The 13,300-nt window shown below is 67.8% G+C and carries 10 protein-coding genes; 5 read left to right on the top strand and 5 right to left on the bottom strand.

The genetic code is table 11. From position 1 onward, the window contains the following. Window position 1: 1 nt before the first annotated feature. Window positions 2-1,126, top strand: coding sequence for an ABC transporter ATP-binding protein (locus tag P73_RS10340; RefSeq protein ID WP_052453157.1), 1,125 nt, complete (start codon window positions 2-4; stop codon window positions 1,124-1,126). A 35-nt stretch (window positions 1,127-1,161) separates the two neighbouring features. After that, window positions 1,162-2,202: an ABC transporter substrate-binding protein gene (locus P73_RS10335; RefSeq protein WP_043869502.1), complete on the top strand. Its 1,041-nt coding sequence runs from the start codon at window positions 1,162-1,164 to the stop codon at window positions 2,200-2,202. A gap of 130 nt (window positions 2,203-2,332) precedes the next feature. On the opposite strand, the gene P73_RS10330 is transcribed toward P73_RS10335, so the two are convergent. Next, window positions 2,333-3,253, bottom strand: coding sequence for a LysR family transcriptional regulator (locus tag P73_RS10330; protein ID WP_043869501.1), 921 nt, complete (start codon window positions 3,251-3,253; stop codon window positions 2,333-2,335). Between the two features lie 102 nt (window positions 3,254-3,355). Between P73_RS10330 and P73_RS10325 the strand changes: the two genes are divergently transcribed. Beyond that, entirely contained in the window at window positions 3,356-4,102 is a 747-nt protein-coding gene (locus tag P73_RS10325; protein ID WP_052453156.1) for a class II aldolase/adducin family protein, read from the top strand. Between the two features lie 96 nt (window positions 4,103-4,198). Here P73_RS10325 and P73_RS10320 read toward each other — a convergent pair whose 3' ends face one another. Then, window positions 4,199-5,266: an ABC transporter substrate-binding protein gene (locus P73_RS10320; protein WP_043869500.1), complete on the bottom strand. Its 1,068-nt coding sequence runs from the start codon at window positions 5,264-5,266 to the stop codon at window positions 4,199-4,201. Window positions 5,267-5,358: 92 nt separating this feature from the next. Further along, window positions 5,359-6,417: an ABC transporter substrate-binding protein gene (locus P73_RS10315; protein ID WP_158401932.1), complete on the bottom strand. Its 1,059-nt coding sequence runs from the start codon at window positions 6,415-6,417 to the stop codon at window positions 5,359-5,361. Between the two features lie 594 nt (window positions 6,418-7,011). Between P73_RS10315 and P73_RS10310 the strand changes: the two genes are divergently transcribed. Together P73_RS10310 and P73_RS10305 are read left to right on the top strand one after the other, a co-directional pair. After that, a complete protein-coding gene (locus tag P73_RS10310) occupies window positions 7,012-8,067 on the top strand; it encodes a hypothetical protein (protein ID WP_139267157.1) in 1,056 nt (351 codons plus the stop codon). A gap of 67 nt (window positions 8,068-8,134) precedes the next feature. Further along, entirely contained in the window at window positions 8,135-8,974 is an 840-nt protein-coding gene (locus P73_RS10305; protein WP_043869497.1) for an HNH endonuclease, read from the top strand. A gap of 132 nt (window positions 8,975-9,106) precedes the next feature. Here the strand turns inward: P73_RS10305 and P73_RS10300 are convergent, their stop codons facing one another. Further along, window positions 9,107-9,811 carry a DNA helicase gene (locus tag P73_RS10300; RefSeq protein WP_043869496.1) on the bottom strand — a complete coding sequence of 235 codons (705 nt, stop codon included), beginning with the start codon at window positions 9,809-9,811 and terminating at the stop codon, window positions 9,107-9,109. 357 nt (window positions 9,812-10,168) lie between these two features. Then, window positions 10,169-13,264 carry an HAD-IC family P-type ATPase gene (locus P73_RS25960; protein WP_158401931.1) on the bottom strand — a complete coding sequence of 1,032 codons (3,096 nt, stop codon included), beginning with the start codon at window positions 13,262-13,264 and terminating at the stop codon, window positions 10,169-10,171. Between the last annotated feature and the right edge of the window lie 36 nt (window positions 13,265-13,300).

Below are 13,300 nucleotides of genomic sequence, written 5' to 3'. Positions count from 1 at the left end.
CATGCTTGAAGTCGATCAAATCGAGAAATCCTTCCCCCAACCAGACGGAAGCAGGACGACCGTGCTCGAACAGGTGAGCCTGACCGTGAAGGAGGGCGAATTCTTCACGCTGCTCGGCCCCTCCGGCTGCGGCAAGACCACGACGCTGCGCAGCGTCGCCGGCCTCGAGACGCCCGACACCGGCAGGATCGGCGTGGCCGGCACGGATTTCTTCAACTCGCGCCGGAACGTCTTTGTCCCCGCCCGCGCACGGCGGATCGGGATGGTGTTCCAGTCCTACGCGGTCTGGCCGCATATGGACGTGCACGACAACGTCGCCTTCCCGCTCAAGGTGATGCGGCCGAAGCTGCGCAGCGAGGAGATCAGGAAGAAGGTCCGCCGCGCGCTCGAGACCGTGCATCTCGCGGAATACGAGCACCGGCCGGCGACGCGGCTGAGCGGCGGGCAGCAGCAGCGCCTCGCGATGGCGCGCGCGCTGGTCATGGAGCCGCGCGTGCTGCTGCTCGACGAACCGCTCAGCAACCTCGACGCGCTGCTGCGCGAGACCATGCGGCTCGAACTGCGCCGCCTGCAACGCGAGGCCGGCATCACCACGATCTACGTCACCCACGACCAGGTGGAGGCGCTCGCGCTCTCCGACCGGCTCGCGGTGATGAACCGTGGAAAGATCGTGCAGGTCGACGATCCGCGCGAGCTTTACCACCGGCCGCAATCGAGCTTCGTGGCGGGCTTCATCGGGGTCAGCAACCTGCTGACGACCACCGCGAAATCCGACACCGCGCCGGGCGAGATCGGCGCCGTGGAATGGCGCGACCAGACGCTCCTCGCGGTGATGCCGCGCGGCAGCCGCCAGGGGGCGCAGATGGTGCTCTCGGTCCGCCCGGAGAATATCTCGGTCACGCAGGTGAACGGCAGCGTGCCGCAGGAGGGGATCAGCGGCCAGTCCAACATCCTTCTCGGCAATGTCGCCGAAAGCCAGTTTCTCGGCAATCTCACCGACGTGCTGGTGCAGGCCGGCGGCGAGGAACTGCGCGTCTACGGCTCGCCCGAGCGGGTGCTCTCGGTCGGGGACCGCGTGAGCATGGAGGCGCCGCACGACGCCTGCCTCGCCCTGCCCGCCGAATGACGCCATCACGATCATCGAATACGGAGGAGAAGACGATGAACGGAACCCCCTATCTGACACTTTCGGCCGCCGCCCTGGCGGTCCATCTCTCGGGTGCGGGCGCGATCGCGCAGGATCTCGAGACCCAGACGCTCGAGGAGGTCGCGCAAGCCGCGCAGGAGGAAGGCACGATCGTGTGGTACGAAAGCATTCCGCTGGAAGAGGCCGAGGAAGTGATGAACGATTTCCTCGCGGACTATCCGGATCTGGAATTCAACTACGTGACGGTCGGCGGATCGCAGCGGCTCGCCCGCGTGACACAGGAGAGCCTCGGCGGCGGACCCACCGCCGATGTCCTGACTGATGTCGCGGGCAGCGTCATGATGATGGCCGACCGCGGCTTCGTGCGGGCGGTGGACTGGGAAAAGCTCGGCGTCGAGCCGGGCTCAGAGAATGCCCCGAACGAATACATGCTGCGCACCAATGCGGCCGTCTACGTCACCCTCTACAACACCAACCTCGTCGACGAGGCGGATGTGCCGAAGACCTACGACGACCTGCTCGACGAGAAATATACCGGCCAATGGGGCACATGGGCCCGGCCCAACGGGATCGTAAACCTCCTGCCCGCCTGGGGCGAGGAGCAGACACGGGAGTACGTGGAGGCGCTCGCGGAAACCCGGCCCACGCTCTACCGTAATCCGCAGGCCGCCGCCGAGGCCGTCGGCGCGGGTGAGATCGCCATGGCGCATTTCGAGCCCTATCACACCGCCCTCCCGACCATCGAGAAGGGGGCCCCGGTCGCCGTCGCCTTCCTCGAACCGGTCCCCGTCGCCTCGCTCTACGGCTACCTGCCCGAATTCGCCGAACATCCGAACGCGGGCAAGCTCTTCCTGAGCTGGCTGGCCTCCCCTGAGGGAGCCGCCTCGGTCGAACGGGCCACGGGCCGCGGCAGCCCCTTCTCGCCGGGCACGGAGATGAGCGCGACGATGGAGGGGATGGAGGTCTCCACCCTGACCGCGGAAGAGGAAAGCGGGCGGGCCGACGAGATCGGCGCCCTGGAGAACGAAATCGCGGAAATGCTGCGCGGCCATTGAGGCCGGCTGCCGCGGGCCGGCCACGCCGGCCGAAGACCCCGGACCCCGCATCCTGACGCGGGGCGGGACAAGGGGGTCCGAGGCATCGGGCCCCCGCGTTCGTTCGCCGCGAGGCCCGGTGCGCGCACCCTCAGCCCGCCGCACCGGCCATGGCGCCTGACAGGTGCTCCATCAGTTCGGACTGGAACGGCGAGAGCCGCTTGCCCCGGCGCAGCACGCGGTAAACCGGCGCGCGGAGGGTCATGCCGGGGGTCGCGACCTCGCGCAAGGCCCCGCTCGCCAGTTCGTCGCGCACCGAATTGCGGAACAGGAAGGCCGCTCCCGCCCCCGCGCGCACCGCCTGTTTCAGCGCCTCGGCATGGCCGAATTCCATCACGATCCGCCGCCTCTGCACCCCCTGCGCGGCGAGCAGCGCGTCCTCGAGCTCCCGCCGGGGCGTGCCCGCCTGCGCCCCCACGAAGGGGATCACGCCCAGCGCGTGCGGGTCCACGCTTGCCCCCGGATCCGACATCCGGTCCGAGGCGACGAGGATCAATTCCTCCTCGCGCACGAAGGCGATGTCGAGCCCCCAGCGCTCCTGCTGGGGCGGCAGGATGGTGAAGCCGAAATCGCACTCCCCGCCGTGGATCGCGTCGAGGATGGATTGCGGCATGGCCACGCGCAGCGAGGTCTCGCAGCCCGGATGCGTGTCGTGGAAGGCGGCGATCAGCCCCGGAAGCACGTAGGAGCCGAGCGTCATCGAGGCGCCGAGCCGCGCCTGCCCGACACCCTGCCGGCGCTCGGTCATCTCGCGTTCGATCTCACGGGTGCGCCCGACGATCTCCGCCGCCCAGAGATGGACGCGCCGCCCCGTCTCCGTCAGCACCACCCGCCGCCCCTGCCGCTCGGTCAGCGGCTCGCCGAATTTCGCGGCGAGGGTCTTCAGATGGCCCGAGACCACCGGCTGCGCGATGCCGAGCCGCTCCGCCGCACGCGAGACGCTCCCGAGCGCGGCCACGGTGCAGAAGACCTCGAGCTTGTGCAGGGAGATCTGGGAGAGGAGCGAACGCATGTATAGCCTCGGTGCTATAAAGGAGGGACAACTATATATTGGCGGCATGGTTGCCGTCTGGCTAGCCTTCCTTCCGAACTTCCCGGAGAAAGGACCATCACCATGCCCGAAGACAGGACCGGACCACAGGATGCACGGATCGTCGAGGCGGCGGTGAGTCAGCTCGTCATCGCCAACCGCATCCTCGCGCGCGAAGACATCATCGACGATTTCGGCCATGTCAGCCTGCGCCATCCGCTGCGGCCGGACCGCTATTTCCTGTCGCGCTCGCGCAGCCCCGAGGTGGTGACCCGCGGCGACATCATGGAATTCACCCTCGAGGGCGAGCTCATCGGCGACGACCCGCGCAGGCCCTATTCCGAACGGCATATCCATGGCGCGATCTACAAGGACCGCCCGGAGGTGAATGCCGTCACCCATCACCACGCCCGCTCGGTCATCCCCTTCACCATGCTCGACATCCCGATGCGTCCGATCTTCCATATGGCCGCGGTCATCGGCAACGGGGTGAAGATCTGGGAAAGCCAGGACGAGTTCGGCGACACCAACATGCTGGTCGACAGCATGGAGATGGGACATTCGCTCGCCCGCACGCTCGGGCAGGATCGCGCGGTGCTGATGCGCGGCCACGGGGCGGTCTGCGTCGGAGAAAGCCTGCCGGCGGTGATCATGATCTCCGCCGGCCTGCGCGACAATGCCGAACTGATGCAGCAGACGCTGGCGCTGGGGAAGGTCACCTGCCTCACCCCCGGCGAGATCGAGAAGACCTCCGCCATGCTGCTCGGAGAGATGCCGCTCGCGCGCGCATGGGACTACTGGGTCGCCCGCGCAGGCTATGCCGGCCTGTGACGGGCCACCCGCGCTGACGCAGACGACGGCGAACACGAAAGAAGCGGGCCCCGCAATCGCTGCGGGGCCCGGTCCGACAGGCGACGTCCGGGACGCCTATTTCGCCTGAAGGATGCGTCCGAGCTCGGTTTCGATATCGGCAATCTCGGCCGCCTTGGACACTTCCTCCTCGGCGCTCATCGACGCCAGTTCCTTGCCCTCGATCAGCGTCGCCGCCTGCGTCCCCTCCACGAAGGGATTGCCGCGGCCCGTCGCCTCCTCGAGCACCGCAGCGCCCTCCGGCGAGGTCAGCCAGAGCGCGAACAGCAGGCTCGCGTTTGGATTGTCGCCTTCCTTCGGAAAGAAGCCGTAGAGCGAGACGACGGCGACGGGCTCGATCAGCGAGATCCCGAGCGGCGCCCCCCGCTCGATCGTCGGCAGGACCGTGTTATGGGGCAGGAAATAGCCGAGATCGCGCTCCCCCGCGCCGATCGCGTCGGCGGCCGCCCATCCCGAGCGGTAGAGGATGGGATCGTTGGCGGCAAGCTCTCCGGCGAACGCCCTGAGCCTGTCCGCGTCCCAGATCGACAACATGCTCGACAGCCCGTTCGGCCGCGCCCAGGTGCCGGTGCGTCCCTTCCATGCCTCGTCGGTCAGATCCTCATAGCTGGTGGGCAGATCCTCCTCGCTCACCGCGTTGGTGTTGTAGATCTGCACATAGATCGCGGCATGGGTGGTCAGCATGTTGGCATTCAGGATGCGCCGGCCCTCCGCCATGTCGCCAAGGCCGTTCCAGTCGATCTCCCGCAACATGCCCTGATCGGCCAGCGCCGCCGCGGCGCCGACGGCATCCGTCAGGAAATCGGCGGTAGGGCCGCCCGCCATGCTTTCCTGCGACACCCGGCCCAGCCGCTGCGCGCCGGGCACCTCCACGAATTCCGGCTCGATCTCGGGATAGGTCTCGCGGAAGGCGGCGATCACCTGTTCCGCCTGCTCGGTGCCGATACTGTCGTACCAGACGAACGTGCCTTCCTCCTTCGCCGCCTCCGCGAGGGCGTCATAGCGGATCTCCGCCTCCTGGGCATGGGCCGCGACCGGCGCGACCGCCGGGGCGACGGCCAGAGCGGCGGCCAGGGCCGCCACGCCCCGCAAGGCGGCACGACGGTGAAACAGAAGTTGGTGCATTGTGGATCCTCCCTTGTCCGGAACCTTCCGGTCCCTTGTCTCGCTTGTCTCGGGTGCGGATGTCCCGCGACTGTCTGCCCTTCCCGGTCCTGTCACTGCGTCTCGAGGGTCCGGGCAAATTCCTGTTCCAGCGCAGTGATCTCCCCTGTCTGCGCCAGCTCGTCCTCCACGTTCCAGGCAGAGGTCTCCATCCCCTCCATGAGCTGTCCGAGCATGGTCGCCGGCTTGAACGGGCTGCCGCGGCCCGTCGCCTGTTCGAAGACGGCCGCCCCCTCCGGCGACGCCAGCCAGACGAGGAAGAGCTTTCCGGCATTCGGATGTTCGGCGAATTTCGGCACGTAGCCATAGATCGACACGATGGGGGACGGCGTCAGAAAGGCGACCTCGACCGGCGCGCCCCTCTCCACCAGCGGGCGCACGGACTGATAGGGGATGAAATGCCCCATGGCGACCTCTCCGGCGGCCACGGCCGAGGAGACGGCCTGGTGATCGCGATAGAGCCGCGGCCGGGTCGCGGCCAGTTCCGTGACGAAATCGCGGGTCTTCTCCGGCCCCCAGGCGGGCAGCAGGTTGATCAGGCCGTTGGGCCGCGCCCAGGTCGCCCAGTTGCCCGCATAGTCGTCCTTCAGAAGATCGTCGTAGCTTTGCGGCACATCCTCTTCCGGCACCAGATCCCTGTTGTAGATCGTCACATAGGGGATGGAATCGAGGCGGATCATGAAATCGTTCGGCACCTCGCCCGAGGCCGCGTCGAAGCCGAAGCCTTCCCAGCCTCCCGGCTCGACGAAGCCCTGGTCGGCCAGCGTCATGACGGCGGCGGCGGCATCGAAGGAGACATCGGCGGTCGGCCCGCCGCTCATGCTTTCCTGCGAGATGCGCGCCATCCGCTGCGACCCGCCGATGGAGACGTAATCGACCGCAATGTCGGGATATTTCTCCCGGAATGCGTCGATGACGACATCCGCCTCGGCGGGCACCGTGCTTTCATACCACACGAGCCTGCCTTCCTCGGTCGCCGCCTCGACAAGCTCTTCCGGGATCCGTACCCCGCCGCCGTCCTGCGCGCGGGCGCCGGACGTCATCGCGGCCGGCAGGGCCAGTGTCAGACACGCGGCCGCACAGACCTTCTGCACCACAAGAAACCTGGACATCATCTTCTCCTCCCTGACTGAATGCACCGGAAGACCGGGATCCTGCGCCGGGGCCGTCACCGGCAGCGACAGGCCAGCGCGCCGGGCAGACATCGCCCAAGGATGCGCGCGCGTTCCGGCCGCCGTCCCTGCGGGATCCCGCCTGCCGTCCTGTCCTGTTCTGAAACCATCGCCGTGACGTCGCCCCGGTACCGGAGCAAAGACATCTCCGGTCCGCCGGCAACCCTGGCCCTCGCAGCCTCCTCCCAGACCGCGTGCCGTCCGTTCCTCCATGCCACAGAGCCTCGAATCGACATCTGTGTATTTTTAATTATAGTACGTTAACGTATTATATTCAACGCAATATTTTCTCAATTATGCCTTAAAATAGGAATTCATCAAGGATTAAAACTACGTATACATTTCATTTTCCCCAAACGGACCAGATCCAGATCGGCGCGCGCGCCCCCTCCCGCGGCGAAGCTGCCGCGCAAGCCCGACCGAGGCTTGACCGCCCGGCGCGAACCGGGCCATTCTGTCCCCTGACGGCAACGCCGGCCTGACATTTTTCGGCGGAAAGTTCTTATGCGTTCGGATCAGGGAAATCTGCGCCCCATGCAATTGGCACTCGGATTGTTTCTGGTCACGGTCACGCTCTGGGCCGCATATTCCCTTCTCAGCGTCCTGATCCCGCTCAGACCCTTCTCCTCGCGCGGCAAGGCGGCCCGGTCCTTCGGCCTGTCCGTCCTCGCCATCCTCGCCACCGGCATCGCACTGGGCCTCGCCGTCTCCTCGCCGCAGGCCGCGGGCGGGGCCGGACCGGAGCCACGCCCCGCCCGCACCGCGGCGGCGGAGACGGCCGATGACCCTCCTCCGCCCTGCGGCGGCGGCGCGCCCGGAGATGTCGTGGCGGTCACCGGATCGCACGAGTTGCGCGCCGCGCCCGGCGCCGACGCGCCCCGGATCCGGAACGAGAAGGCGTCGCGCGCGCTCGGCACGGATCATTTTCACCGGATCGACAGCTCGACCACGGTCCGCCGCCTCTGCCGGCAGGACGAGTGGACCGAGGTGCGGATCGTCACGCCCGACTGGCTGAGCGACGTCGGCGGCTGGGTGCCGACCGCGGCGCTCCGGCAGATCGGGCGCACGGAGGATGACGACCGCCTCTATGTCGAGGAGGATTTCCACTGGGACACCGACACCGCGCCCTTCAAGCCGCAGGTCGTGACCGTGGTGAACCGGATCGCCCGCGAAAACCGGAACTGCCGCGAGATCGACACCGCCTCCGTCGCGAAATCCCCCTCGCGGAGCGGACCGGGGGATCCCGTCTTCTTCGTCACATGCGGCTCCGGTATGGAGGCGTTCAACATCTGGTTCCGTCCCTCCGATGCCGACGGCGCGGAAGGTTTCGCGGCGAAAGCCCCGCTTGCGAAAGGCGCGGCGGTCGCGGCCTGCGAGGCGGCGGCGCGGCGGGCGGCGGTCCATCCCTCCACGGTCGATTTCTCCCGCATCCTGGACCTGGCCTATATCCCGCATGCCTCCGGCCGCGCGCGCGTCGTCTCGACCTTCACGGCCAGGACGGCGCTGAACCTGGAACTCACCTACCGGATCGACTGCCTGTTCGACGGGCCGGAGCTGATCGAGACGCATATCGCGGAGAGGCTCGAGTGAGGAAAAGGCCCTGCGACGCTCATGGCCCGCGCGGTCATCCCGCCCGGCGACCGGCAAGGAAGATCCCATGAAGATCGGCCAACTCGTCCGGCGCAGCATTCCCGCCATCTTCCACTATTGCGAGACGCAGGATCCGGCGGAATTCGTCCGGCTCCAGGACCCGCAGTTCTCGAAGGAGACCTTCGACATCAACTATCCCTTCTGCCGGCGCATCGGGGCCATCGGACAGGCGGACCATGTCCGGTACTGGACGCAGGTCCATGTCGTGCACGGCGTTGCGGTCCGGGTCACGAGCCAGTGGTTCAACCCGCCGACGAGCCGCAGCCTGCCGCTCGTGCGCAGCTATCTCGACCGGCGCGGGATCACCATTGAGCTGCCGGAGGCGGCGGCCATCCCGTCCTCCCCCGGCAGCGCGGCCGACGCGCGGGGGCGCTACAGGGGCAATGCCATCAGCAACGCCCAGAACCAGTTGGTCCGCAACATCCTGAGCCGGCTCGGAGAGGAGCGCTTCGGCGCCGCGCAGTGGCAGGAGGTGCTCGAGACCTTCGGCCGGTCCTGCGCCTATTGCGGCGCCGGGGGTGAGCTGGTCATGGACCATATCGTGCCGATCAACAGGCAGGCGCTCGGCGAACACCGGCTCGGCAACCTCGCCCCGGCCTGCCGTGCCTGCAACACACGGAAATCGGAACGGGACTTCCGGGTCTTTCTGGAGAATGACCCGGAGAGGATCGCCGCCCTCGAGGCCCATATGGCGAAACACGGCTACCGCCCGATCGGCGCGACGGAGGCGTTCCGGCAGATCATCGACAGCGCCCACCGGGACGTCCGGGACCTGGCGGATCGCTATGTCGGGATCCTCAACACCTTGCTGCGCGAGGGTGCCGAGGACCGGCAGGACGACCCCTAGGATCTCGGGGGCGCCTTGCGACCCTCGCCCATCCACGCACCGAACGGGCCGGTTTCGGATCCGCGAGGAAGAGGCGCCTTTCCGTCACGGGTTTTGTCCGCAGCGCGGGCCCGGTCGCATTGGCAGACAGGATCATATCAGGTTCTGAAGGCGAATTTCGCCCGCATTCAAAAAGCAGGCTTTCGAGAAGATGCCTGAAGGGATCGGGTTAGGAAGGCGAAGGTCCGCGAAACCCGGAACGGATGCACGTTCTGGCTCATAAGAGCGGTCGATTTGCGAGATGAACCCCAGGACGATGCCGGAATCGCGTGTGAAAGCCTGCAAGGCGCTCATCTGTTCCGACAGCGGTGGCTTCTTTCTCTGCTGATCGAGAATTTGCAGATAGTCTATGACCGCCACCGTCCCCTGCGGCGACCCCGACAGATACCGGACGATGAAATCGGCACTGATTTCGTCTGAGGTGACGATTTCAGGTATGGCTCCGGGCACATGGTCCGCCAGCGCTCTGACACGCTCCATCGCCTCCGCTTCGGTGTATTCCAGCGTAAAGAAGACGCTTCGACGCCCTGCGCGGGCAGCGTCAATCAGCAGCTGCAATCCAAGCCGGGTTTTACCATGCCCAGGACGTGCTCCGATGAGGAGCATGTCGCCGTCTGCAAGCTGCGGAAGGAGTGCGCCCTTGGCACCTGCCTCGAAGCGGGAAGCGAGCAAGCTCCATGCAGCGAAGCCTTCTTCGGCAGCGACACGATCCTGTGCCTGATGCAGTGGCATCTTCCCTTCTCGCGCCAACAGCTTGGCGCGGCGTTTCAACTGATAGATCGGTGCGGACAGGCGCATCACGGAACCTCCATCCAGAGCCCAAGAACGCAACCCCTCCTTATGCGACGCTCGAACAGATGATTCGATGATCTCGGTCACCCCGTATGTACGATACTTCCCAACCGGAGGGAGGAGGCGCGGGCCAAGCCTTTCAGGAAGCTAACCCAGAGCGGGAAGCCACGCAAGCCGGGTGGCGATAAGGGCTCGACGCGGCGCTCTGCGTAAAGCAGGTGTGTCCGAGGCGTCTGCCCTCGCGTGGCGGACAAACCGGACGACGGCGCAACCTGCAACACGACAGGACAAATGCCCCTGACACGCGACAGAGGACGCCTCCAACGGCGACAGGACGGACGTGCCCCGCCCCCGCCCGCTCCGCTATCCCGCCGGCGTCGCGCTCGCCCACCGGAAGGCCAGACGCATCTGCTTCTCCGCCTCGATCAGCGCGAAGAAGACCGCGCCGACCGCCACGATGATCAGCCCGTCGAAGAGCGGCACGGCCTGCGTGCCGAACACCGCCTGGAGCGGCGGCAGGTAGGTGATCGCGAATTGCGCGGCGGTGACGGCGATGACGCAGGCCCAGACGATCCGCGTGCCCTTCGCCGCCGCCCATGTCAGCGATGCGCCATGGATGTTGCGGATGAAGAAGAGGTGGAAGATCTCGAGCACCACCAGCGTGTTCATCGCGATGCTCTGGGCCAGCGCGGCGGGATAGTCCCGGTCGATGGCGTAGAAATACATCCCGAACACCGCCAGCAGGAACAGCGACGAGACCAGCACGATGTGCCAGACCAGCCCCCCGGTCAGGAGCGGTTCGCTGCGCGGGCGCGGCGGGCGCGCCATGGTCCCCGGCTCGGACGGCTCGAAGGCGAGCGCCAGCCCCAGCGTCACGGCGGTGATCAGGTTGACCCAGAGGATCTGCACCGCCGTGATCGGCAGCGCCATGCCGGCGAACAGCGCCACGATGATCGTCAGCGCCTCGCCCGCATTGGTCGGCAGGGTCCAGCTTATGACCTTCTTGATGTTGTCGTAGACGGTGCGCCCCTCGCGCACCGCCGCCACGATGGAGGCGAAATTGTCGTCGGCGAGGACGAGCTCGGCCGCCTCCTTGGCCGCCGAACTGCCCTTCAGCCCCATGGCGATCCCGGCATCGGCCCGCTTGAGCGCCGGCGCGTCGTTCACCCCGTCCCCGGTCATCGCCACGGTCAGCCCCCGCGCCTGCAACGCCGCGACGAGGCGCAGCTTGTGCGCGGGCGAGGTGCGCGCGAAGATATCCGTCTCCACCACCAGATCCGCGAGGGCGGCATCGTCCATCGCCTCGAGATCCGCGCCGGTGAGGACGCGGTCGTGGTTCTGCAAGCCGATCATCGCCGCGATGGCCCGCGCGGTGGCGGCATGGTCTCCGGTGATCATCTTCACCCGAATTCCCGCCGCGTGGCATTCCGCCACCGCCGCCACCGCCTCGGGACGCGGCGGGTCGATCAGCCCGACGAGCCCGATCAGGGTGAGCTGTCCTTCCAGGTCCGCGCCGTCCAGCCCGGCCTGCCCCCGCGGCACCGCGCGCGTGGCGACCGCGATCACCCGCTGCCCCTCGCCTGCCAGGTCCTCCACGAGGCGCAGCTTGTGCGCGGGCGAGGTGCGCGCGAAGATATCCGTCTCCACCACCAGATCCGCGAGGGCGGCATCGTCCATCGCCTCGAGATCCGCGCCGGTGAGGACGCGGTCGTGGTTCTGCAAGCCGATCATCGCCGCGATGGCCCGCGCGGTGGCGGCATGGTCTCCGGTGATCATCTTCACCCGAATTCCCGCCGCGTGGCATTCCGCCACCGCCGCCACCGCCTCGGGACGCGGCGGGTCGATCAGCCCGACGAGCCCGATCAGGGTGAGCTGTCCTTCCAGGTCCGCGCCGTCCAGCCCGGCCTGCCCCCGCGGCACCGCGCGCGTGGCGACCGCGATCACCCGCTGCCCCTCGCCTGCCAGGTCCTCCACCTTGTCCTGCCAATGCGCCGGGTCGAGCGGTTCCGTCCCGCCCTCCGCGGATCTCTGGCCGGCGCAGAGCGCCAGCACCGCCTCGGGAGCGCCCTTGACGTCGATGCGGGCGTTCCCCTCCCCGTCGCGATGAAGCGTCGCCATGTAGCGATGCGCGGCATCGAAGGGGATCGCATCGACGCGGGTCCAGTCGCGGAAGGGTGCGGCGCCGTCGCCGGTCAGCTTGCCCGCCAGCGCCATCAGCGCGCCCTCCATCGGGTCACCCTCGACCACCCAGCCGTCCGCCGCGCCGTGCAGCGCCGCATCGTTGCACAGCGCGGCCACGCGGGCGAAGTCCGCCAGCACGGCGTGGTCCTGCGGCGCCACCTCGTCCTCGCGCCAGCGCACCGCGCCCTCGGGGGCATAGCCGTCGCCGGCGACGGAATAGACATGCCCGTCCGACACGAGCGTCGCCGCCATCATCTCGTTGCGGGTCAGCGTGCCGGTCTTGTCCGAGCAGATCACCGAGACCGACCCCAGCGTCTCGATCGCCGGCAGGCGGCGCACGATCGCGTTGCGCCGCGCCATGGCCTGCACCCCCACCGCAAGGGTGATGGTCAGCACGGCCGGCAGCCCTTCGGGGATCGCGGCGACCGAAAGCCCGACCACCGCCATGAAGAAATCGGCAAAGGCCACATGGTCGACGAAATAGCCATAGGCCAGCAGGGAGGCCGCGACGATCAGGATGAAGACGGTCAGCCAGCGGGCGAAACGGTCCATCTGGGCGACGAGCGGCGTCGTGAGCGTCTCCACGCGCGAAAGCATCCCGCTGATATGGCCGATCTCCGTCGCCGCGCCCGTGGCAACGACCACGCCGCGCCCCGCGCCCGCCGCGATCAGCGTGCCCGAAAACAGCATCGAGCCCCGCTCCCCGAGCACCGCATCCCCGCTCACCGGCGCGATGGTCTTGTCCACCGGCACGGATTCTCCCGTCAGGATCGCCTCCTCCGCCTTCAGGCCCCGCGCCTCGATCAGCCGCAGGTCCGCGGGCACCCGGTCGCCGGCCTCCACCAGCACGACGTCGCCCGGCACGAGATCGGCGGCATCGACGCTGATCCGCGCGCCGTCGCGCAGCACGGCGGACCGCGGCGCGAGCATGCCCCGGATCGCCTCCATCGCCTGTTCGGCGCGGCCTTCCTGGACATAGCCGATCACCGCGTTGACCAGCACCACAGCCAGGATCACGCCCGTGTCCACCCAGTGCTGCAAGGCCGCCGTGACCGCGGCGGAGCCGATCAGCACATAGATCAGCACGTTGTGGAAATGCGACAGGAACCGCAGGAGCGGGCTGCGCGCCGGTGGTTCCGGCAGGCGGTTCGGCCCGTGTTCGGCAAGGCGGCGGGCGGCTTCCTCCGCGCCCAGGCCGGTCTCCCGCGTCGCGAGGCGGTCGAGCACATCCTGGGCCGAGGCCGCGTGAAAGGCGTGGGGATCCGGGGTGTCGTTCATGCCAATCATCCATTTCCTTCGGGGCATCCTGTCTTG

Origin of the sequence: Celeribacter indicus, from assembly GCF_000819565.1 — a bacterium.
Lineage (GTDB): Bacteria > Pseudomonadota > Alphaproteobacteria > Rhodobacterales > Rhodobacteraceae > Celeribacter > Celeribacter indicus.
Note: the sequence above shows the minus strand (reverse complement) of the source record. Positions and strands in the feature narration are given on the sequence as shown.